The 22,209-nt window shown below is 52.6% G+C and carries 25 protein-coding genes; 7 read left to right on the forward strand and 18 right to left on the reverse strand.

Going from position 1 to position 22,209, the window contains the following annotated elements; all coding sequences use genetic code 11:
* Positions 1-105: 105 nt before the first annotated feature.
* Complete coding sequence (locus P159_RS0100710; RefSeq protein WP_318253499.1) at positions 106-1,320, forward strand: nucleotidyltransferase family protein; 1,215 nt, start codon at positions 106-108, stop codon at positions 1,318-1,320.
* Positions 1,321-1,333: 13 nt separating this feature from the next.
* Complete coding sequence (locus P159_RS0100715) at positions 1,334-2,593, forward strand: ATP-binding protein (protein WP_029540528.1); 1,260 nt, start codon at positions 1,334-1,336, stop codon at positions 2,591-2,593.
* Positions 2,594-2,639: 46 nt separating this feature from the next.
* Here the strand turns inward: P159_RS0100715 and P159_RS0100720 are convergent, their stop codons facing one another.
* From P159_RS0100720 to P159_RS0100765, 10 genes are all read right to left on the reverse strand, one after another.
* Complete coding sequence (locus tag P159_RS0100720) at positions 2,640-3,230, reverse strand: ComEA family DNA-binding protein (protein WP_318253471.1); 591 nt, start codon at positions 3,228-3,230, stop codon at positions 2,640-2,642.
* 93 nt (positions 3,231-3,323) lie between these two features.
* Positions 3,324-4,991 (reverse strand): 2-isopropylmalate synthase, encoded by a 1,668-nt coding sequence (locus P159_RS0100725; RefSeq protein ID WP_037376887.1) that lies wholly within the window; start codon positions 4,989-4,991, stop codon positions 3,324-3,326.
* Between the two features lie 133 nt (positions 4,992-5,124).
* Positions 5,125-5,577 carry a dUTP diphosphatase gene (gene dut / locus P159_RS0100730; protein WP_029540533.1) on the reverse strand — a complete coding sequence of 151 codons (453 nt, stop codon included), beginning with the start codon at positions 5,575-5,577 and terminating at the stop codon, positions 5,125-5,127.
* A 14-nt stretch (positions 5,578-5,591) separates the two neighbouring features.
* Positions 5,592-6,326 carry a hypothetical protein gene (locus tag P159_RS0100735; protein ID WP_029540534.1) on the reverse strand — a complete coding sequence of 245 codons (735 nt, stop codon included), beginning with the start codon at positions 6,324-6,326 and terminating at the stop codon, positions 5,592-5,594.
* Positions 6,319-7,431, reverse strand: coding sequence for an AAA family ATPase (locus tag P159_RS0100740; RefSeq protein ID WP_029540535.1), 1,113 nt, complete (start codon positions 7,429-7,431; stop codon positions 6,319-6,321). The genes P159_RS0100735 and P159_RS0100740 overlap by 8 nt, the downstream gene beginning before the upstream one ends.
* 39 nt (positions 7,432-7,470) lie before the next feature.
* The gene (locus P159_RS0100745; protein ID WP_029540536.1) at positions 7,471-8,139 is read right to left on the reverse strand and encodes a hypothetical protein; all 669 of its coding nucleotides are present in this window, start codon (positions 8,137-8,139) and stop codon (positions 7,471-7,473) included.
* A gap of 7 nt (positions 8,140-8,146) precedes the next feature.
* Positions 8,147-9,526 carry a tetratricopeptide repeat protein gene (locus tag P159_RS18970; RefSeq protein WP_029540537.1) on the reverse strand — a complete coding sequence of 460 codons (1,380 nt, stop codon included), beginning with the start codon at positions 9,524-9,526 and terminating at the stop codon, positions 8,147-8,149.
* 103 nt (positions 9,527-9,629) lie between these two features.
* Positions 9,630-9,899 (reverse strand): RNA chaperone Hfq, encoded by a 270-nt coding sequence (hfq, locus tag P159_RS0100755; protein WP_029540538.1) that lies wholly within the window; start codon positions 9,897-9,899, stop codon positions 9,630-9,632.
* A 2-nt stretch (positions 9,900-9,901) separates the two neighbouring features.
* On the reverse strand, positions 9,902-10,870 hold the full coding sequence (miaA, locus tag P159_RS0100760) for a tRNA (adenosine(37)-N6)-dimethylallyltransferase MiaA (RefSeq protein ID WP_029540539.1): 969 nt from the start codon (positions 10,868-10,870) through the stop codon (positions 9,902-9,904).
* Positions 10,871-10,877: 7 nt separating this feature from the next.
* Positions 10,878-11,552 (reverse strand): metal-dependent hydrolase, encoded by a 675-nt coding sequence (locus tag P159_RS0100765; RefSeq protein ID WP_029540541.1) that lies wholly within the window; start codon positions 11,550-11,552, stop codon positions 10,878-10,880.
* A gap of 195 nt (positions 11,553-11,747) precedes the next feature.
* On the opposite strand from P159_RS0100765, the gene P159_RS0100770 reads away from it, so the two are divergent.
* On the forward strand, positions 11,748-12,458 hold the full coding sequence (locus P159_RS0100770) for a thiamine diphosphokinase (RefSeq protein WP_029540542.1): 711 nt from the start codon (positions 11,748-11,750) through the stop codon (positions 12,456-12,458).
* A 1-nt stretch (position 12,459) separates the two neighbouring features.
* On the opposite strand, the gene P159_RS0100775 is transcribed toward P159_RS0100770, so the two are convergent.
* From P159_RS0100775 to infC, 4 genes are all read right to left on the reverse strand, one after another.
* Positions 12,460-13,266, reverse strand: coding sequence for a TrmH family RNA methyltransferase (locus P159_RS0100775; RefSeq protein ID WP_037376812.1), 807 nt, complete (start codon positions 13,264-13,266; stop codon positions 12,460-12,462).
* A gap of 78 nt (positions 13,267-13,344) precedes the next feature.
* Positions 13,345-13,698 (reverse strand): 50S ribosomal protein L20, encoded by a 354-nt coding sequence (gene rplT / locus P159_RS0100780; RefSeq protein ID WP_029540545.1) that lies wholly within the window; start codon positions 13,696-13,698, stop codon positions 13,345-13,347.
* 46 nt (positions 13,699-13,744) lie between these two features.
* Positions 13,745-13,942 (reverse strand): 50S ribosomal protein L35, encoded by a 198-nt coding sequence (rpmI, locus tag P159_RS0100785; protein ID WP_029540547.1) that lies wholly within the window; start codon positions 13,940-13,942, stop codon positions 13,745-13,747.
* Between the two features lie 26 nt (positions 13,943-13,968).
* Complete coding sequence (gene infC / locus P159_RS0100790; RefSeq protein WP_037376813.1) at positions 13,969-14,529, reverse strand: translation initiation factor IF-3; 561 nt, start codon at positions 14,527-14,529, stop codon at positions 13,969-13,971.
* A 285-nt stretch (positions 14,530-14,814) separates the two neighbouring features.
* Here infC and P159_RS0100795 point away from each other — a divergent pair, with 285 nt between their 5' ends.
* Positions 14,815-16,089 (forward strand): hypothetical protein, encoded by a 1,275-nt coding sequence (locus tag P159_RS0100795; RefSeq protein WP_029540550.1) that lies wholly within the window; start codon positions 14,815-14,817, stop codon positions 16,087-16,089.
* A 67-nt stretch (positions 16,090-16,156) separates the two neighbouring features.
* Here the strand turns inward: P159_RS0100795 and P159_RS18975 are convergent, their stop codons facing one another.
* Both P159_RS18975 and P159_RS0100805 read right to left on the reverse strand, forming a co-directional pair.
* The gene (locus tag P159_RS18975) at positions 16,157-17,719 is read right to left on the reverse strand and encodes an AAA family ATPase (protein WP_051650023.1); all 1,563 of its coding nucleotides are present in this window, start codon (positions 17,717-17,719) and stop codon (positions 16,157-16,159) included.
* Positions 17,720-17,885: 166 nt separating this feature from the next.
* Entirely contained in the window at positions 17,886-18,614 is a 729-nt protein-coding gene (locus P159_RS0100805; protein ID WP_185753563.1) for a Tat pathway signal sequence domain protein, read from the reverse strand.
* Between the two features lie 585 nt (positions 18,615-19,199).
* Here P159_RS0100805 and P159_RS0100810 point away from each other — a divergent pair.
* On the forward strand, positions 19,200-19,511 hold the full coding sequence (locus tag P159_RS0100810; RefSeq protein ID WP_221174040.1) for a hypothetical protein: 312 nt from the start codon (positions 19,200-19,202) through the stop codon (positions 19,509-19,511).
* Between the two features lie 52 nt (positions 19,512-19,563).
* Here the strand turns inward: P159_RS0100810 and P159_RS0100815 are convergent, their stop codons facing one another.
* Together P159_RS0100815 and P159_RS0100825 are read right to left on the reverse strand one after the other, a co-directional pair.
* Positions 19,564-19,809: a hypothetical protein gene (locus P159_RS0100815; RefSeq protein WP_029540558.1), complete on the reverse strand. Its 246-nt coding sequence runs from the start codon at positions 19,807-19,809 to the stop codon at positions 19,564-19,566.
* A gap of 379 nt (positions 19,810-20,188) precedes the next feature.
* Complete coding sequence (locus tag P159_RS0100825; RefSeq protein WP_029540560.1) at positions 20,189-21,112, reverse strand: site-specific integrase; 924 nt, start codon at positions 21,110-21,112, stop codon at positions 20,189-20,191.
* Positions 21,113-21,380: 268 nt separating this feature from the next.
* Between P159_RS0100825 and P159_RS20420 the strand changes: the two genes are divergently transcribed.
* Positions 21,381-21,689 carry a hypothetical protein gene (locus P159_RS20420; protein ID WP_185753565.1) on the forward strand — a complete coding sequence of 103 codons (309 nt, stop codon included), beginning with the start codon at positions 21,381-21,383 and terminating at the stop codon, positions 21,687-21,689.
* The gene (locus P159_RS21090) at positions 21,690-21,824 is read left to right on the forward strand and encodes a hypothetical protein (RefSeq protein ID WP_318253473.1); all 135 of its coding nucleotides are present in this window, start codon (positions 21,690-21,692) and stop codon (positions 21,822-21,824) included.
* Positions 21,825-22,209: the final 385 nt, after the last annotated feature.

Raw genomic sequence — 22,209 nt, forward strand, 5'->3', positions numbered from 1 at the left:
TATGTTCTAGTATAGCATAATACTGATAAATCTCAAGGTTGTGTTAGCAAGGTTTTATCTGCTAAACTAAGGAAAAACAAGAAAGGTGGCTTTTCCTTGCAAAATGTGGGCATTATCGCTGAATATAACCCCTTCCACCTGGGCCATGCCTATCAATTAAATGAAATAAGAAAGCGCTGCCCCGATGCAGGAATCATCGCCGTCATCAGCGGCAGCTTCACCCAGCGGGGAGAACCTGCCCTGCTGGACAAATGGGAGCGGGCAGAGCTGGCAGTGAAGGGAGGCTGCGACCTGGTGCTGGAACTGCCTTTTGCCTTCGCCTGCCGCAGCGCCCAGGACTTTGCCAGAGGCGGCGTGCAGCTTTTGGCAGGGCTGGGCATAGTTGACACCCTTGCCTTCGGCGCAGAAACCGGCAGGCTTGAACTGCTGGTGAAAGCCGCCGGGAGCATAGACACGCCCTCCTTCCAACAACAGCTTCATGCCAAAATCAAAGAAGGACTGGCCTACGCAGCTGCGCTGGAAGTCTTGCTGGGGCAGGAAGGCACAGGAGATTTCATCAGGGAGCCCAATAACATCCTGGCGCTTGAATACCTGCGGGCCTTGAAGGACTATCCCACCCTCTCCCCCCTGCTGATCCAGCGTCGGGGAGCAGCTTATCACAGTGAAGATCTGCAAAGCCCCCTGCCCAGCGCCTCCGCCCTGCGCAGAGCTCTTTACGAAGGGAGGCTGGAGAGAGCCATAGCAGAGTCCTCCGCCCCAACTGCCACTGCTCAGAAACTGGTGGAAATTGTCAAAGAAGAGCTGCCCAACATGGCAAAGCTCTATCCCGCCCTGCAGCTTGCCCTTTTGCGGCAAAGTGACGGGGAGCTGAAAAACATCTGCGGCATGGACGAGGGACTGGAAAACCGCCTGCGGGAAGCGGCCACTGCCCACTGCTATGAAGAATTCATAAAAAAAGCAGTCAGCCGCCGCTATCCCGCCACCAGGCTGCAACGGCTGGCAATACACCTGCTGCTGAGCCTTGCCAGGGAAACTGCTGCAGCATTTGATAAAACAGGCCCCCTTTACGCCCGCTTGTTGGCAGCAGGACCTCGCGGGAAGGAATTGTTGAAAGAGATCAAGCAGCAAAGTTCCCTGCCCCTTATTGCCAAGACCTCCCAATTCCTGAACAGCGCCACCCGCAAAAAAAATCTGCAGGAGCTTTCTCCCCTGCAGCAGATGCTGGCCTTCGACACCTGGGCCACGGAGCTCAGGGAACTGACCTTGCCCCGTCCCCGTCAAGTGAATGATTTCAATCGTTCACCCCTTTTCCTCAACTGAAAGGAGACTTACCATGTCCTTTGATGCACATGACCTCGACCTGAACGAACTCATTATCTGCCGCAATCTCCTGAACGATGAAGTGATCAGCCATATAGCCCAGCCTGCCGACACCCCGGAGGAATTCCGCCGGGAAGCTGCCAGCTGTACTGCCAGGCTCATCCAGCTGGCAGAAACACAGGGGATGGGGGGCAGCCTGCTGCGCACCTACCTGCTCTACCTGCTGGTGCATGAGAAGAATCTGGCAGCCCAGGCGGTGGAAGAATTCGCCAAGGAAGGACAGATAGGCGGCAGCCTGCTGAAGGCCTTTATCCATGACCTGGAGATCCTCCTGCCTCTGCTGGAACTGCCTGCCAGCACCTTCCTGGCCCTGCCCCTGCTGGACGAGTACACGCCAACCAGGGCTGTGGCCAGCGAAGCCTCTGCCGCCCTGCAGGAACTGACCAAGGACGCCCACGAGGCCAAGGACTATGCCATCGCCCTGCTCACCTACTACCGCTGCTACGGCTACGGGGAGATTGCCACCTACCGGGCCTTCCGCTGGGACAAAAAGGAGCACCGGCTGGCCGGCATCCGCCATTTCGAGGCCCAGCGCCTCTCAGACCTGATTGGCTACGCCCACCAGAAAGAACTGCTCACCGGCAACACGGAAGCCTTCGTGGCAGGCCGCCCTGCCAACAACTGTCTTCTAGTGGGGGCCCGGGGCACAGGCAAATCCTCTGCTGTCAAAGCCCTGGCCAACGAATACTACAGCCAGGGCCTGCGGCTAGTACAGCTCACCAAGAGCCAGCTGCCCTCCCTGCCAGAGCTGATGGAGACCCTGCGGGGCTTTGCCAGCAAGCGCTTCATCATCTTCCTGGACGACCTGTCCTTCGAGGAATCAGACACCGAATACAAGTCCCTGAAATCCGCCATCGAGGGCGGCGTAGAGGCCAGACCGGAAAATGTTCTCATCTACGCCACCTCCAACCGCCGCCACCTGATCCGGGAAAGCTGGCGCGACCGCCTGAGCGAACAGGACGAGCTCTACAAGAACGACAGCATGAACGAAACCATCTCCCTGTCCGACCGCTTCGGCCTTATCATCCAGTACTATGCCCCCAATCAGGAGGAGTACCTGGCTATCATTGCCCATATGCTGAAAAAGCAGGGAATCGAACTAACCGGCGAAGACCTGCGCATCGAGGGCCTCCGCTGGGAAATGGCCCACAGCGGCAGAAGCGGCAGGACAGCAGAACAGTTTGTACGGCACTATTTGGGGCGTGTTGATTAATACACGCTGCCTAAAAGAAGGTGCCCCCTCCCCGGGACACCTTCTTTTATATACATATCTTGTCCTTGAGCTTGGCGAACTTTGCCTCCCCTATACCCTTGATTTTCTTCAGATCTGAGATATCCTGAAAGCCGCCCTCTGTCTCACGGTATTCTATGATTTTCTGCGCGGTGGAGGGGCCTACCCCTGGCAGGCTGTCCAAGGCCTGGGCATCGGCGGTGTTGATATTGATAAGTTCCCCTGCGTCGGACTTGCCGTTATTAGCGGATTTAGATTTGTCTGCACCTGCCGCTCTGGTGACCTGGGCTTTTTCCGGCACCTGCACCTTCTGCCCATCCTTCAGGACCTGCGCCATATTTATGCGCTCTGCATCCCCGGTGGGGAGCACACCCCCGCAGCTGTTCACCGCGTCACCTATGCGGGCTCCTTCCTTGAGGGTCACCACCCCGGGGCGGTTCACGGCTCCGGTGACGTAGACGGTGATTTCATGAGCAGGCACTTCCGCGCTCCGGCTCTCACCCGGAGAAAGCTTCACCGCAGAGTCCTGCTCCGAATAGCCATACATGAGCCCCCCTGCTGCCATCATCCCCAGCAGCAGCAATATCATCATGGAGCGTTTGAACATGGGCACGAGCATCCCTCCCCAAAATTCAGTCAGGCTTTTCCCATAGGCTTCTATGCCACTAAAAAATCTCCTGCCAGATGACAGGAGATTTTTCATTATCTTTATTTACTTGCCAGTCTTCATGCGGTTGATGGCGCTGAAGAGGGCCTGGATGGAAGCGGTGATGATATCCGTGTCGAGACCCGCTCCCCAGACGGTACGGCCTTCTTCCGTGACTATGCCGATGTAGGCCATAGCCCGGGAGTTCTGGCCCAGTTCCAGGGCGTGCTCGCTGTAGGTCACGTCCTTGTAGCTGATGCCCAGGTTCTTCTGCAGGGCGTTGGACACCGCATCCAGACGGCCATTGCCCTTGGCCACGAAGGTTTCCGGCTGGCCATCTACGATAAGGTCCACGGTGCCCTTGCGGGTGCCGTCCGGTTCCTTTTTCAGCAGGAAGTCAACCAGCTGATAAGGGCTGGTGACATTGACATATTCCTCCATGAAAATCTTGTAGATTTCCTCTGGCATAAGCTCCTTGTGCTTGTGGTCGGAAACGCTCTTGACACAGTAGCCAAAGTCCTCCCGCATCTTCTTGGGCATATCGATGCCGTACTTCTGCTCCATGATGAAGCCCACGCCGCCCTTGCCGGACTGGCTGTTGATGCGGATGACATCCCCATCGTACTCCCGACCCACATCCTTGGGGTCGATGTAGAGGTAGGGCAGGGTCCACTTGTCCGGGTTCTTCTCTTCCTTCCACTTCATGCCCTTGGCAATGGCATCCTGATGAGAGCCGGAGAAAGCGGCGAAAACCAGCTTGCCAGCATAGGGCTGGCGGGGGCTGACCTGCATGCGGGTGACATTCTCATAGAGGTCAACCAGCTCAGGCATATTGGAGAAATCCAGTCCCGGGTCAATCCCCAGAGCAAACATATTCATGCCCACGGTGATGATATCCACATTGCCCGTACGCTCACCATTGCCGAAGAGAGTGCCCTCCACCCGGTCAGCGCCGGCCAAGAGGCCCATTTCCGTATCTGCCACGCCGCAGCCCCGGTCATTGTGGGGATGCAGGGACAGCACCACATTGTCACGGTACTTGAGGTGCTTGTTGATGTATGCCACCTGCATGCCATAGACATGAGGCATGGACATTTCCACCGTCACAGGCAGGTTGATGATAGCCTTGCGGTCAGCAGTAGGCTGCCAGACGTCCAGCACCGCATTGCAGACCTCCAGAGCATATTCCGGCTCCGTGCCGGTGAAGCTCTCAGGAGAATACTCAAAGCGATAATTGGCCCCGGCCTCTTCCGTCAGCTGCTTCAGCAGCTTGGCCCCTTCCACGGCGATTTCCTTTATTTCCTCTTTGGACATCTTGAAAACCTGCTCCCGCTGGGCCACGGAAGTGGAGTTATAAACGTGGACAATGGCGTTCTTCACGCCCTTCAAGGCCTCGAAGGTCTTCTTGATGATGTGCTCACGGGCCTGGGTCAGCACCTGGATGGTCACGTCATCAGGAATCAGGTCCTCCTCCACCAGGCGGCGCAGGAATTCGTACTCCGTCTCCGAAGCCGCAGGGAAACCGATTTCGATTTCCTTGAAGCCCACCTTGAGGAGCATCTTGTAGAATTCCAGCTTCTCCTCCAGGCTCATGGGAATGATCAGGGACTGATTTCCGTCACGCAGGTCCACGCTGCACCAAACAGGTGCATGATCCGGCGCGTCCTTCTTTGCCCATTCCAAATCTATTTCCGGCGGCATGAAATAACCCTTGCTGTATTTCTGATAGTTCATCATCAAAGCATCCCTCCATATATCGTATACTACGATAACACACAGGCCGGATTATAGCAAGTATTTTGTATAATTTTGTAAACCAAGTATTCTTCAAGAAGAAAATAAGAGACAAATGTACTCTATAAAAGAATCATTTGCCCGTGGAGCCAAAACCTCCCTGCCTGTCTTTCCCTGCTCCCGCGGTATCTCCATCAACTGTGAGGTACTTCATGAACACCCCCTGAGCCAGCCGCTCCCCGGCAGCCAGCTCCACAGGCTCCTTGCCCCTGTTCCAGAGAGCGATGAAGATGTGCCCCTCATTGTCGGGATTATTATAGTAGTCCGCGTCCACAACCCCCACGCTGTTCATGAGCACCAGCTGCCGCTTCACAGCCAGGCTGGAACGGATATGGATATACAGCACCTCGTCAGCCTGCATATAAGCCTTGACCCCCGTAGGCACCATAGCCATCTCACCGGGAGCAATCACCGTGCTCTCAGCAGCAGAAAGGTCATAGCCCGCACTGGAAGCCGTGCCCCGGCAGGGAAGCTCAATCCCCTTCCCCTGATAACTGCTAACAACCTCAAAACCTCTTCCTGTCATCTCTCAGCCTCCCTCTATACAGCAACTTTCCTAGGATAAAACTCATACACATACAGAATACAGGTGTTCAACACGTCCACCAGTCCTTCCTGCTCCCATCGCTGACAAGCGCGAAGAAGGACTTCCTCTAAAATAGGCGCACTACAATCATAAGCCTCGCCTTCTCTCCCCAGCAGGAACAAGACTTTTGCCAGATTCAGCAAGACAATCCTGTCAAATTCCTTCTTCCCATACTTGCGTATATCCGTGCAGCAACTCTCAGTATTGACAAGAGTCTTGTACTGCTTTGCCTTCAGCACCTCTCTCGTGGTCTGGCGAAGGTTATACTCGTCAGGCGTTTCCTCCCAACTCTTTATATGGCAAAATGATTCCACCATGGGATAGTTGACGTAGAGCCGCCCATTCTCGGTAGAGTTATCGAAGAAGGCTATCATCTTTTGCAGCTTGTCGGCAGAGTAACCACTATCATGAGGGTCAAAGTCGAACACCAGTATGACGTCACTGTAATACTCATCAAATATCTTTTTCTTCGCCTTATCCTTCTCCCTCTCACGAAGCACCATCAGCAGGTCAGCAAACTCACCATCAGACCCATATTCCCTAGTCAGTTCCCCATACAACTCATAGATATTCGTCTTATAGGGGACTATCTCCTTCTTTTTGTCCGGCAAATAGACCTCAAACATCCGCTCCATGAGCGCCACATCTTTTCTCTCGCCCTCAACCAGAAGCAAAATCTTATTAGCCATCGAACTCACCACTCATGTATAGCTTCTCAAGATTATGCCCTTCCTTGAGTTCACGATCCGTAGCTTCGGCAAAGGAGGCCAGACGGTCTTTGGTGAGAATAAAGCAACAGTCAGGGCGCAAGAGGCGATTGGACAGGAGATTGGTATTATGCGAAGTGAAGATAACCTGCATGTCCAGTTCTTCCTTGACGAGATTTACTATGTCTTCCGCCAGTTCAAAATGGTAAAAGGCATCAAATTCATCCACATACACGAAGGAAGCATTTTTCATTTGGACATACCAATAGTAAAAAGTCAGCAACGCATTGGTGCCACTAGAAGCTGCTGTGCCAAAGGGGAGAAGATTCTTCTTATGTACAAAGTACAAATCTTTCTGCCCCGTCAGATTGGTTTCAGCTACCACCGTTTCGTTGACATCATGTTTTTTCAAAAAGTCCCCAAAGCCACCAACATGACCATTGCGAATGATATAGTCACTCATACTCTCGCTGATAGCCTTGAAGCCTATATACTCATTCTGGGTAGCATAGCTGCAGAACCATAGCATATTACTCACAAAAGCCATGAGTTTCATTATGGGGTGATCTTTGTCCAATGACAAATTGTTTGCCATATACCGCAAAATAGAAACACCATTGTCCATAAAACGCCAGTTCAATGTTTCTAAACCATATTTGGGTAAATTTGAGAACTCATCTATTCGTTTTTCGTAATCAAATGAAAAAACCAATTCTTGGTTAATACTAAATTTCTCACTTAGCAGCTGCAATGGAGAAGCTTTTTCATACTCATAGACAATTTCATCTTTATCATCTGCCAATGTATAGCGAAACCATGCCCGTTCATCATCAGCATCGGCATTGCAGTAGGCCATTTGTGCTTTAATATCTTTATATTTATCCACTAAATGTGAAGTAATATCCATAATTGCACGACCAAAATTCGATTTACCAACACCATTTTTACCATATATAATAGCATTTTTTATAAGGCCATCAATAATACAATTTTCATTAAAATCATACCCACCTTCTTTTGAAAAATCCAGCGTGAAATCATTCTTAAAATTTTTGTAATTTCTTACCTCAAATCTTTTTAGATGCATTAACTATCCTCCTTCTTTATATGGTTAATCCAATCACTTCTAACCATCTTTTAGGCAGAAATCTATAACGTCCTTCCTCCTAGGATATTTAGCAACATCTGCAAAACTCACCGCACTAACATCTAAAATTTTACCAAAAGAAGTGAAGGCATACTCACCACCGTTCCATACAGTATTAATTATACTCATAGCACCGACAGTAAATAATGCCTGCGTATGATTATTGGATGGTAAATGATTTTCTTTGGGCTCATCCAGCAATGATATGTGTTCTGCTAAAAATTCCATATCATCTTCCATCAACATGTTCACAGCATGAACCACACGAAAGTATAATTGTAAATCTATCTCTCCATTCAATGCACAACGCATAGCATTGCACATTAACTCTATCTTATTTGACGATTCTGCCGCATTTATACAATTCATAATGTGAATACAGTTATCCGTTGCACATCCTTCAGAAGCTAAAAAAGCTCTCATCTTCGCTCTATCACCATTTGATAACTCTAGACCTTGAAGAAATTGATTCAACTTGTTATAAAATAACCAATCAGGTATACTCAATGCACTTTTTGCTAGTAATATTCCAACTTTGGATTGTGCAGTAGCAACTCCCATTAATGCTAATATAGAAGTTGCAATATTATCCGAAAATTTCTTTTTTATCTCTTTTACTATTATTCCCATATCGCCAACATTAGACAATTTAAATTCACCCTTTAATCCCCAACGACTTTGCTTTTGCAAAATCATTGTTAGCTTGTTTTATATTACCTAGCATTTGGTAACAAAAGCCACGTGTATTGTATATGATTGCATCTCTCGAATTGTACTCAAGATACTTACTAAAATCATTTACAGCTTGCTGGTAATTGCCTTTTAATGTATGTGCATAACCTCGGCTTGCATACCCTCTCATATACTTAGGGTTAATTGCAAGCACTTTATTAAAATCACCAATAGCTCTTTCATAATCGCCTTGCTTAAAATAAGCATCCCCACGACTATAAAATATCATCATATTTTCTTTATGACTAAGTTCTATTGCTTTAGTAAAGTCAGCTATTGCCTGCTTATATTTACCCAACTTAGTATAGGTTTTGGCACGATTATTATATGCCAGTTCATATGTACCGTCCAATTCTATTGCCTTATTAAAATCACTTAAAGCTTTATCATAATCACCATTCTCACCATATGCTATCCCACGGCCACAGTATGCAATTACCAATTTAGGATTTAACTCAATAGACTTTTCAAAATCCGATATAGCATAATGTATCTTTTTTTGCATACCATAAAAATATCCGCGAAGACAATATGTTCCTGCATCTTTTGGGTCAAGTGCTATAGCCTTATCATAATCCGCAAGTGCTAATTTGTAATCGCCTAACTTATAGTATGCATCAGCACGATTTCTATAAGCTAAAACATTTATTTCATCTAGTGAAATAGCCTGTGAAAATGATTCTAATGCATCTACATATCTGCCCGCATAAATAAAGCGTTGCCCTTCTTCAATCTTTTGTGTAGCCAAAAATTTCCTATCAGTATTAACCACACCTAATTCAAGCTGCTTTTTTTCTTGTTCATTATTAACCGTAGTCAATTTCTTTCTCAGTTCGATAATCTCCAAATCCTGCTTTGACTTTTCTTCCTGGAGACGCTTATTTTGTTCTACAAGTTCTATATTTTTAGCATGATCCCGTGCCACCCACATATCAATCCTGCCACTATCTATAGTGGCCTTGATAGTTGCTACTATGCGAAAACTCCCGCCTGTTTCACTAATAGGAGTAACAATATACTTTACATCAGTTATATTGATGATAGTATTAGCAATAGCCTCCACTTCATCCTTTTCCACAACAGAATTAACTGTATGTGTATAGCTTTTCACATACACCCCAGCCTGTTCCACGCAGCTCTGCTCTGCCCTTGCCTTAGCACGTTGCTTAGCAATATCCGGTGTCTCAAAGTCACTCATAACATATTCGCCAGTACCCTCATAGGTCTTCACCTCAGCACTAGCCAAAGGAGCACAAGCAAAACAAGCAGCAAGAAAAAGCGCACCTAGTCTCTTAGATTTCATTTTCAAACAGCCTCTCTTCCCACTTCACAAGCATAAGGCAATCCCGCCTGCATGGCAGGTATTACACCACCACGCAGACGGGCTGCTAACTGAATCTATGCTATTACTCTGCCTCTCTCGCAGTTTCTCCTTCACCATCCTCTTCAGGCCTGAAGGTATTCACCGGCCTGGCCGGGCTGACGGTGGAGACGGCGTGCTTGTAGACCATCTGCTGGCGGCCCATGACGTCCATCATGATGACGAAGTTGTCAAAGCCTTTCACCATGCCCTTGATCTGGAAGCCGTTTACCAGATGGATGGTCACCTGGATATTGTTCTTGCGCACGTTGTTGAGAAAAGTATCCTGCAAATCGGTGTTGTTCTTCTTTACCATATTTACCCCTCCCATATTTCCTTCATCTTCTCATGGCAATTCTTCAATAATTCTCCCACAGGCTGGTCTGCTGCCAACCATTCTATATAGGGCATCTTCCTGTACCAGGTGAGCTGCCGCTTGGCAAAGTGCCGGGTGGATTTCTGGATAAGTTCTATGGCATCCTCCCGGCTCATTTCCCCTGAGAGATAGCTGGCAGTCTCCTTGTAGCCGATGCCCTTCATAGCCTGAGTATCACGGGCAAGGCCGCCCTCCAGCAGCCTCCGTACCTCGTCTTCCAGCCCTGCTTCAAACATCAGCTCCACGCGCCTGTTTATGCGCTCGTAAAGCTCCTGCCTGTCACGCTCAAGGCCTATCACTATTGTCTCATAGCAAAGTTCCTCACGGCTTAGCTCGCCGTTCCCTGCCTGCCGCCTTTGGGAAATCTGCTCTCCGCCGAAGTGCTGCACCTCCAAGGCGCGGATGACCCGGCGGAAATCATTGACATGAAGGCGCTCTGCCGACTGCGGGTCAACCTCAGAAAGCAGGTTGTGGACATACTCCTTGCCTTTTTTGCGTCCCAGGTCTTCAAGATAGGCACGATAATCCTCGTGCCCGTCGGTGTCATTGAACTCATAGCCTTCAAGCAGGGCCTTCACATAAAGGCCCGTGCCGCCTGCCAGGATGGGGATTTTCCCCCTGGCATTTATTTCCCTGATGCAGTGGGCAGCCTCGCTGACGAAATCCGTCACCCCGTAGTTTTCCCAGGGCTCCCGGATATCTATCAGGTGATGGGGCACCCCCTCCTGCTCCTCCTGGCTGGGCTTGGCAGAGCCGATGTCAAAGCCCTTATACACCAGCATGGAATCCCCGGAGATGATTTCCGTCCCCAGTTCTTTGGCCAGGGCAATGGAGAGAGCAGTCTTCCCCACAGCAGTAGGTCCCAATATGACTATGAGCCTGTCTTTCTTTTCCTTGGTATCTATGTTCATTTATCCTTTATGCTAATTCCAATTCCCCGCCGGGTTCCACAATCAGGACTTTGGCCTGTGTTTCCTTCTCCGCCAGGGCCTTGAACTCCTGCGCATCCTGGGCGATGACCGGCCAGGTGTTGTAATGGACAGGAATGACATGCCTTGCCCCCAGGAACTTGACCGCCTGGACTGCATCCTCGATGCCCATGGTGTAGTTGTCCCCAATGGGCAGCACTGCATAATCAATCCTGTCACGCTTGCCTATCAACTGCATATCGCTGAACAGGGCGGTATCTCCGGCATAATAGATGTTGAGGCCGCCGATATTTATGACAAAGCCGCAGGGCGTGCCTCCCGGAACCCCTGCACTGTGCAAAGCCATGGTCATGCGCACACAGCCAAAGGGCAGGTCAAGGGAGCCTCCCAGATTCATGGGATAGCAGGTCAGGTGACCAACGCTCTCAGCTTCCGAAATGACCTCCGGCGTGGTGATTAGACCTGCCCCGGTGTTGTAGGCAATCTCCGGAGCATTGCCCAGATGGTCGCCATGGGCATGGCTGACCAGCACGAAGTCGCATTTCACATTTTCAGGTTTCACCGTAGCTTTAGGATTACCGGTGAGGAACGGGTCTACCAAAACTTTATGTTTGCCATCATCAAGAAGGAATGCCGAATGTCCGTAGTACGAAAACTTAACCATTGTGTAAGTCCTCCTTTATTATCCCCCTCAGCCTATGCTATCATAACATATAGCATAATTATTATAACGCCATAGTTCAGATTTTGTCGACAGACAAAATATACAAATTAGCGTTTCAACGGGTCAAAGACCCGTTATACCATATATAAAATAAAACCTAAACAAAAAACCAACACACAAATAGAGGTCATTGCCATGGAAAAAAATATTTCTCCCGCTTCCCTGCACTTGCCACAACTCACCGCCCTGCTTCCCAAAGGCCCGGAGCCAAGCCACCTGCTGGTGGCAGGCGGACGCCCGCCGGAAAGCTCCTGGCTGCAAAAAGCCGCCCAGGGACGTACCCTCTGGGCGGCGGACCACGGGCTGGACAGCTTGTTCAGAAGCGGCCTGAAGCCCTCATATTTTCTTGGTGACGGTGACAGCGTATCAACAGAAGCGCTGGCCTGGGCGGAAAGCAGCGCCATAAAGGCAGACCGCTTCCCCCAGGACAAGGACTACACAGATACCCAGCTGGCCCTGCTCAAGGCACAGGAACAGGGCGTGAAAAGCGTGCTGCTGGCAGGTGCCATGGGAGGACGCTTCGACCACGCCTACAACACCCTCTTCACCTGCGCCTTTTCCCCCTTGCAGTGCATAGTAGCAGATGAAAGCGAAGCCCTTTTCTACCTCCACGGACAGGAGGAAATTGCCCTGACCTGCCATGAACGGCCCACGGCAGTGTCCCTGATTCCCTTCAGCTCCCGCTGCCAGGGAGTCACCTGCCGGGGACTGCACTGGGAACTCACGGAGGCCCTGCTCTTGCAGGGGGTGCCCAACGCCACCAGCAACAGGCTGGCTGACGGTGAAAGCACCTTCTCCGTCAGCCTGGGGCGCGGCACCTTGGGGGTTTATCTCTGCTGGGAATGATTCAGCTGTACTTTCTCTGCCTCAGGGCCTCGAACAGGGCTACTGCCGCTGACACGCCCACATTCAATGACTCGGCACCGCCCACCATGGGTATGTAGGTCTTCTCCCCTGCCTTCAGCAACTCGGGGGAGACACCGTTGCCCTCATTGCCGAAGACCATCATGACGGGCTGGGCAAGGCTGCGCTCATAAAGAGGCTTGGCACTTTCATCAAGAGCAGTGACCAACAGCTGGCAGCCACACTTTTTGGCAAATCCGATGACTTCATCTGGCTTCACCCCGCTGATGATGGGCAGGTGAAACAGGGAGCCCATGGTAGAGCGCACCACTTTGTCAGAAAACACATCTGCCGTCCCCTTGGTGCAAAGCACAGCAGAAGCTCCGGCGGCATCTGCCGTGCGGATGATGGTGCCCACATTGCCCGGGTCCTGCACTCCGTCCAGGACCACATAGAGAGGATTTTCCGCAGCCTGCAAATCCTGCAGGCTTTTTTTCTGCTGCTCCACGGCCAGGAGAATGCCCTGGGGCTGTTCGGTGGCGGCGGCCTTGAGGAAGATTTTCTCTGTTGCAAGGCAGACTTCTGTGATTGAGGATAATCTATCAGCCAGTGTCCTGCCCCGTTCCGTTGACAATAACTGATCAGTCACAAGAGCGAACCTTATTTTCCATGAAGATTCCGCTGCCATTTCGCAAAGGCGCACGCCCTCGGCCAGGAAAAGCCCCTCCTTCTCCCGGTTCTTTCTTTGGTGAAGTGATGCTGCTAATTTTATTTTTTTGTTGGCATCGCTTTCAATGTGCATGAAGTCCATAGGAGACTCCTTTCAGTTGCTAAAAAATGGGCTGACAGGAATCAATCCTGTCAACCCATTTTGATCTACTGTAATAAATTACAGGTTCTCCTTAGCCACAGCAACGAGCTTGGCGAAAGCAGCGCTGTCGGACACAGCCAGGTCAGCCAGCATCTTGCGGTTGACCTCAACGCCAGCCTTGGTCAGGCCGCACACGAGACGGCTGTAGGACATGCCGTTCAGGCGGGCAGCAGCGTTGATGCGGGCAATCCAGAGACGACGGAACTCGCCCTTCTTGGCACGACGGTCACGACGTGCATAGTAGAGGGCCTTCATGACGGTCTCATTGGCCTTCTTGAACTGCTTGCTCTTGGAACCCTTGTAGCCCTTGGCGAGCTTCAGAATCTTCTTATGACGACGATGTGCAGTCACGCCGACTTTAACTCTTGGCATTGTATTTCCTCCTAATATCTATCAGAACTTACGTAGCTATCAATGATTATGCGTAGGGCAGCATGCTCTTGATGCGGCTGTAATCAGCCTCGGAAGCAAGGGCAGCCTTGCGCAGGTTACGCTTACGCTTCGGGCTCTTCTTCTCCAGGATGTGGCTCTTGAAAGCCTTGTTACGCTTGATTTCGCCGCTGCCGGTCATAGTGAAACGCTTAGCAGCTGCACGACGGGTCTTGATCTTCGGCATTATGTTTTCCTCCTCAAAATTCTTTCTTATTCAGCATCCTCAGCGGGTGCCTGCACCTGAGGCTTCTTGGCCTTCTGTGCCTTGGGAGCCAGAATCATGGTCATGTTCTTGCCCTCAAGCTTTGCATTGCGCTCCACAGAAACCGTGTCTCCCAGGGTTGCTGCCACCCGGTCAAGGATTTCCCTGCCCAGCTCAGGATGGCTAAGCTCACGGCCACGGAACATGATGGTGACCTTGACCTTGTTGCCCTCCTGGACAAAACGGACAGCATTCTTGACCTTCACATCGAAGTCATGCTGCTCGATGTTGGGGCGAAGCTTGACCTCCTTGATGCTGATGGTCTTCTGCTTCTTCTTGGCTTCCTTCTCGCGCTTCTGCTGCTCATAGCGGTACTTGCCGAAATCCATGATGCGGCAGACAGGGGGCTTAGCCTTGGGAGCAACCTCCACCAAGTCCAGATGCTGTTCCTCAGCCATGCGGAGAGCCTCGCGGGTGGGCATGATGCCCAGCTGCTCGCCGGTAGCGCTGGTGACGCGGACCTCACGGATGTGAATCTGCTCATTGATGCGTAATGATTCCCTGCTAATAGTAAAAACACCTCCTAATTAAAGTAATCGTCTTTAGCAAAAAGAGAGATGGCATACGCCACCTCTCCATAATCTCACATTATGAACCCAAACGGCCTTCAGCCGACAGGTGAGAGCGGTGGCTCTACTTGCTCAACAATGGGTAGTTTACCATTTTGCAGGCCAGGTGTCAAGGATTTTCTTATCATGCAAAAACAGGGCAGGACTTTGCCGCGACGATGTCGAAATAGCAGGATTCAAGAGGATAACTATTGGCTCGGAAAAGATTTCGGAGTGATATCTATCATGAAAAAGGCACAATCAGACAATACCCTCCTGCTCGTGGGCCTGGCCCTGGCCGTCCTGCTGGCAGCCAATGCCCTGCTGGGCTTCATGCTGACAGGCCAGTCCCGCTCAGCCATGAAAGTGCTGATCCAGAACCGCATGCTGGACATATCTAAAACAGCTGCAGACATGCTGGACGGCGACAAGCTAAAAGCCCTCAAAGCCGAGGACAAGGGCAAGCCTGACTATCAGCAGGTAAATGATACCCTGGCGTATTTCCAGAACAATATAGACCTGAAATACATCTACTGCGTGCAGTACATCGGCAACAAGCAGTTTGTCTTTTCCGTAGACCCCACCATAGAAGACCCGGGAGAATTCGGCTCGCCGGTGGTCTACACGGACGCCCTTTATCAGGCCAGCCTGGGCCAGTCAGCCGTGGACGAGGAACCATATACCGATGAATGGGGCAGCTTCTACAGCGCCTACAGCCCGGTATTGGGCTCCGATGGCAAAGTGGCAGGCATCGTGGCCGTGGATTTCGATGCCGAATGGTATGACAACGAACTTGCCAAACAGACGCGCACCATCGCTTTCTGCCTGGCGATTTCCACAGGCCTCTGCATCTTGCTGGTACTGGTGGCTACACGCAGCCTGCGGAGCAGATTGCGGGACATGACGAAGAATCTCAGCGACCTGTCCCATGACCTCAGTGAACTTACCTGGGCAGTGGCCGATATTGAAGCCCAGGGAGATGAACATCAGCCCCCCAGGAAAGATGAAACCAACCTGGGCAATCTGCACGAACGGGTGCAGGAAGTCAGAGACGGGCTGCGCCGCTATTGGGAGGATTCCAGCTCCAAGGCCAATAACATCATCACTGCCCTTGGCTCAGACTACCGCAATGTCTACTATCTTGATCTGGACACTGGCGAAGGTACCTGCCACAAAGCCATCGGTCTTGACTGCAGCCTGACCCCAGGCCAGAAATTCACCTTCCTGGATACCATGGAAGAATATGCGAAATCCTTCGTGGTGGAAGCTGATCGGGAAGCATTTCTGAAGTTCATGCACCCCGAGGCAATCCACCAGGCCATGGGAGAAAAGAGGCTGATCACCCATCTTTTCATGGTGCACCGCGATGAACTTGAATTCTACGAGCTGGTGCGCATCGCCGCCATCAAGAATCCCGACAGCCGCAGCGGGCTGGGGGTACATGCCGTAGGCATAGGCATCAGGGAAGTAGACTGGGAAACCAGCCAGTTCCTCGCCCGAAACCGCCATCCCGAAAAGTAAGACTTGCAACGAAAAGAAGCCTTCCCACAGCTTCATGACAGCTGTGGGAAGGCTTCTTTATGCTTTTTCACGTATCCTGGGCAAAGGAAATGCTCCATACATCCTCTGCCACGATGGTCATGAGATCCTCGTCCGTGAGCTCCTCTGTGCTCTCCGCCAGGCGGTCACCCAGATTGGTGAGGGCCTTTTCGAAGTAGTTGCGCACGGTGCGGCCATTGGCAAAGTCCGGCTTGCGGCGGGCGTAGAGTTCCTTGAAGGACTCCCCCAGGTAATCCTTGGCTTCATCAGAAAGCACGAACTGGGCTTTCTCGCACATGCCCTCAAAGATTGACAGCAGTTCTTCCGGCTTATAGTCCGGGAACTCGATGTACTTGTTGAAGCGGGATTTGAGGCCAGGGTTGGTGCTCAGGAACTTGCCCATGAGGTTCGTATAACCTGCCACGATGACAATGAGATTGTCACGGTGATCCTCCATGAGTTTAAGCAGGGTGTCAATGGCTTCACGGCCAAAGTCCTTGCCGTCTCCCCCGTTCAGGGAATACGCCTCATCGATGAAGAGCACGCCTCCCAGAGCGCTTTCCACTACCTTCTTGACCTTGGGAGCCGTCCAGCCGATGTACTCGCCCACCAGCCCCGCACGGTCAGTCTCGATAAGCTGCCCCTTGGACAGGATGCCAAGCTCCTTGTAGATTTTCGCCAGGAGCCGCGCCACAGTAGTCTTGCCTGTGCCAGGGTTGCCTGCAAAGACCAGATGCCGTGAAACCGGTACCTGCTGCAAGCCACGCTTCTCACGGAGCTTGTTGAGGCGCAGTGAATTGATGATGCTCTGCACATCCTTCTTGACCTGCCCCAAGCCCACCAGGGAATTGAGCTCCTCCATAAGCTCCTCGTAGCTGGGCTCCGGCTCTTTAGCCTTGGCCTTGGCCACGGCTTCATTGACAGCCTCGGTCTTTTCTTCCTCAGTCTGCACCGGGGCTTCCTCTACCGGGCTTTCTTCTTCCACTTCTTCATAGCTGGCTTCCCTTTTTTCCAGCTGCTGGGCTTTTTTCTCTGCCTCGGCTCTGGCCTGAATGCAGTCGGCATAATCGATCTGGTCGATCATGCTGCCCATTTTGGCAAAATAACTCTCAACCGTAATGTGCTTGGAGCATTTCAGTCCCGAAATGCAGATCTCCACATCACCATCTGTCCATGTCAGGGAAGGCAGGCATTCACTTATGTCGCCAACAGCCTCCACGCTATAAGGACTCAAGATTTTCTTGAATGCCCGCTGCGCCAGCTCTACGCTGGTTATCTTCAGCCCATGTTCCTTGGCCTGGTCGTCAACTCCCACAATGAGATCGCAGACCTCACCATAGGTAATGCCGTCTGCCCGGTAGTTGACACAAAGACCGAACAGACCTTTCTTCCTGAAGGAAAAATATATTTCCTCCACCCTGTCCTGGCAAGGCAGGGACATTTCCCCATCGGGAGATAAACTGTAAAGAGATTTATCTGCCGATTCCCCGCTTCCGTCCAGCAGGTGATTCATATCCGCTATATCCATCAACTCTTCCACCGGGCTGTCAAAGCAGACAGTCTTGTGAAAGATTTTCTGGGCAAAGGGGATTCTCATCATATAAGGCGGCATGCCAATATCCCATCCTCTCGTGCATACATTTCTTGCATGGTAACCACCTATCAATTTTTCCTGAGCAGGTGAGACACCTGTTCAATTTTTGATTATATCACAAAAGAAGGCCCAGTTGTAGATAACTGAGCCTTGTATGCAAAAAACTTATTTGGACCAGAGGCCCTTACTCCTGGGCGTCCCCTTCCTCCATCATTTCCGGGGGCGGGCCGCCCTGGGGGCCGCCCATGGGGCCGGGCTGGAAGCTGCCGCCCATGTGGTGAGGAGCACCCTCGGGACGGAGCTTGCTCTTGTCAACCCCCAGCTGGTCAGCCACATCGCTCCAGCGGTTGTTGATCTTCTTCATGTCCAGCACAGCCTGGACATCCTTGCCGCTTTCCTTGGCGAGGACGGCAGCCATCATGATATCCTTGCTCTGGTAGCCATTCTTGAGCAGGGCCAGGGCCTTATCCTGGGCCAGCAAGCCCTTCTGACCTATGTGCATGGCCCGCATCTCCAGCATGGCCTCCCTGATCTGGGCATGAGTCACGCCCAGGGATTTGCCGATCTCCCGCCAGTCCTTCTGGTCCTTGTGCAGGGCCAGCACATCCTTGAAGGATTTGCCGGTGATTTTCGCATACATGGCCGCCTGGCCAATATCGCGGAAATCTTCCTTGTCCTCGATGGCCTTCTTCACCTCTGACTGCTTCACGCCAAAGGTCTCAGCCACGTGCTTGGCAGCCTCGTCAGCATTCATCTCTACCTTGGGATGCTGGCCCGGCATCTTCTGCCCTGCCATCGGAGGAGACGGCATGCGGTGCCCCTCAGGCGTCTCAGCCTGGGCAGACATGGTCCCCAGACCGCCGCCCAAAAGCACAGCACCAGCCAAAATCCCAGTCAGCATTTTTTTCTTCATAGCATTCATTTCATTCACGCCTTTCCTAAAACGATAACAATCTTGGTTTTCCTTGACTATGACAATAGTATAAAACCTAATGATTAAAAAGTCTTTAGGGACGGATTATAATTCCATTAATTTTTTCAGTACCATAATTCTACATAAACTATTATACTCCTATATTTTAAGGAGATACACACAAATCTAAACTTTATAGTTTCTCTATATTTTTCATAATTCTATGTGATGGTGGCTACACAGTGGCTACACAGATTTTTTGCTTCAGGAACGGTGTTTTGTATATACTACCTGTCTATTCGGCAGGTCTATTTTTTTGAGAAAGGCTACCGCCATAACTCGATACATTCCCTGCTCAGATCAGTCACGGCCCACCACCTGGGAAAGCTGCAAATGCTCTCATGCAGTGCGTCCTTTACACGGAACGGCAGTCCGCTATGGGGTTCGATGGTTACCCTCGTCCTTGAGGGATTATTATTGATAGTGCCCATCCATGGGCACGGTCATCCTTGACGGCTTTTGGTGCCCCCGTCCCTGGGGGCACAGCCCGCAGTTTGCACGCGGCAGGGCTGTCACGGGGCTTTGGTGGGCACGTCGCCCACGTCGCTCCGTCACAGCCCTGCCGATATCTACGCTTCGGAGGGCGGGAGTTCGCCTCAGGGCATGACGGCGTACTTTGAGGACAGCTTTGCTGTCCAGTCGCTTGCCCTCATGCCCTCCGGGGTACGGGGCTTCGGCGGTGCATTGCAGTTTCCTCCGCGCCGATTCTTTGTGGTGCGTCCGCCGATAATGCCTTTACGCCTATCAGAGGCGGGAGTGCAGGGGCTTTCGCTGGCCAGTTACGATTCGCCCCCGATAGGCAGCATTATCGGCGGACGGCTGGCGCTTCACGCTTGAGGTTGCCCCGCATAGTTATACGGCCCGCCATCACGACGGGCCTCTGCCGTGCTCATTGCAGTTTCTCCCTGCTGGCTTCCCTCATGGCTTTCTTGCAGGACAGCACACCAGCCATGACGGTTCTCCGGCGGCAGCTATGGCTGCCAACTACGCCCCGCCACGGCTGGAGTGCTGCCGTTTTCGCTCCGTTCGCCCTCCTTCCGTGCTCGGTGGCCTGCCTGGCTGGGGGCTCCTTTGTCGCCCTTTTTCCAGTCAGGTAGGCCGCCTCCCACTGCAGGAGGGTCTCACTCAGCTGCACTCACAGGTTGCCGGGCACAGGTTCAGGGCGGGGTTCTGTCTCCGCTTCGCTACGCCATTCAGCCCGCCCTTCACCCGTGCCAATACGCACCATCGGGGGACGGGAGAGGGGGCACTTGTGCTGATCTGTGAGCACAGCTCAGAAGGTCGCCATAAAACTGATAAGCCCGGCGGAGGTATCCGCCGGGTTCAAAATAGCTTTTGGGTTCGTTACTATCGGGGAGGGCGGTGCCGTCAAGGGCAAGCCGCCTCTGGCGGTGGCTACGCCACCCTTGACCGCCCCGCTCGGCTCGTTGTAAGGCTTCGGCTGGGGGGCGGGGCACCAGCCCAATGAAAAAGCCACCCACAGGAAAAGGGTGGCAAATCTAAGGGGTATGGGGTTATATAATCCTTTTGAGGGGACTATCTATGAAATTCCTGCCCGCCTCCACGTATTTCAGCGCCTGCCTTTCGGACTTGTGGCGGGTGTGGTGCATGATGGCGGGAAGGCTGGCACCACTCCGTGAGGCTTCGGTGGCGAAACCGCGCCTCAGGGAGTGGCCGCTGAACTGGCTTTCATCGTAGCCCAGGCGGGCTGCGTATCGCTTAACTATCTCTGCCACGGTGCGGGGGCTGATGGCCTTACCGCTTAGATTTGCCCGCAGGTCGATGGACTGGAAGATGGGACCCCGCTGGAGGTGGGCGGCGCTCAGCCATGCCATGAGGGCGCGGACAGGACAAAGCTGTGGTTCTTCAGCGTAGGGCAGGGCGATTTCAGTGCCCTTCCCCTGCTGGTCAGCTTTGGAGCGTGGCAGGAGCAGCACTGCCCCAGCGCCGGTGAAGGTCAAATCCTCTGCTCGCACATTGGCAAGCTCGGAACGGCGGAGGGCTGCCGCGAAGCCCAGGAGCAGGAGCGCCCTGTCCCGCAGGCCGGTTAAGCCGTGGAAAACATTCATGGCCATGAGGCGGCGCAGGTCTTCAACTCTGATGGGGGCCTTTACGGTCTGCCTCGTTCCTTTCTCCCGCTTTATGCCCGCCAGCGTCAGGCGGACGATGGAAGCATGGACGGGATTTTGCAGGTTTGCTTCTTCGTGGACTGCGCCGATAGCGGTGAGCCGCCTGGTGAGGGTGACGGGCTTTAGATCCTCCGCTTTGTCTGCCAGGTAGTTTGCCACCGTGGCGGGGGCGGCTGGGAGGCAGTCAAGGCCAAAGCGCTGGCAGTATGCCTCGAAGTCTGCCCAGTCGGCAGTGTACGCCCTCAGTGTATTCTCAGCTTTGGCTTTCGCCATATAGGAAAGAGCTTTTGTGCTCAGGTTCTCAGTCATTTTGGTTGCCTCCTTTGCACTTCCTTTCCTATATTATATAACAGTACATTTGTTCTGTCAATATGTCGAACCCCTTTATTATCAAGGGTTTGCTGGTGTTTTCATTCCCCTGCCGCAACCTGGCAATAGGAGGCTGCGGGGGCGGTCAAGGGTGGCTGAAAGCCACCGCCAATGGCGGCGCAGCCCTTGACGGTCCCGCCCCTCTCGCCTCCGTAACCTATAAGCTGGTCTGCCCCCGGCGGACACCTCCGCCGGGCTTATCAGTTTTATGGCGTTCTGGATCAGCAGGGCCAGCGTTCCCCGCTTTGCCGATGCGCGACCAATAGAAAGATGGTGCGTACTGGCACGGGTGAAGGGTGGGCTGAATGGCGTAGCGAAGCGGAGACAGAACCCCACCCTGAACCGGTGCCCTGGCAAAGTGAGCAGGGGTAATGAGGGAGCCCCGACTGGAGGGGGAGGCGGCCTACCTGCCCGGAAAGAGGGTGACGAAGGAGCCCCCGGGCAGGCAGGCCACCGAAGCCGGAAGGAGGGCGACCGGGTGAAATACGGCAAGCACGCCAGCACTGGCGGGGCGTAGTTGGCAGCGATGCTGCCGCCGAGCACTGACATGGCTGGGGTGCTGTCCGGCAAGAAAAACAGCCAGCAGAAAAGGCCCGCCGTGATGGCGGGCCGGTGGCTTCGCAGGGCGAACTTGAGCGTGAAGCGCCTCTAGTCCTACGATAATGTTGGCTATCGGTGACGGGTGCCGCCCCCTCTCCCCTCCGCTTCTGTGTTCCGGCAATGATAGCCGTAAGGACATTATCGGAGGACGGAGGCGGGCCGGGCTTTGCGGTGAGAAGCGTGTCGGTGTGCGGCAGCGTGCCCCCAAGGACGGGGGCACCACAGGCCGCCATGGAAGGCCGTGCCCAGGAACGGGCACTATTTATGATATGCCCTCACGGACGAGGGCAACCACCGAACCCCATCAGCTTCGCTTTCAGCAAGTTTCGTTTAAGTCCTGCCCTTCCACAAGGCTGTTTGCCAAATGCTCCCATATAAGGACTATAAACAACTCCTTTTTATTGCTGACGGGGCTGAACTTGAGACTTTTTGTACCT

It is taken from the genome of Selenomonas sp. AB3002, assembly GCF_000702545.1.
Lineage (GTDB): Bacteria > Bacillota > Negativicutes > Selenomonadales > Selenomonadaceae > Selenomonas_B > Selenomonas_B ruminantium_A.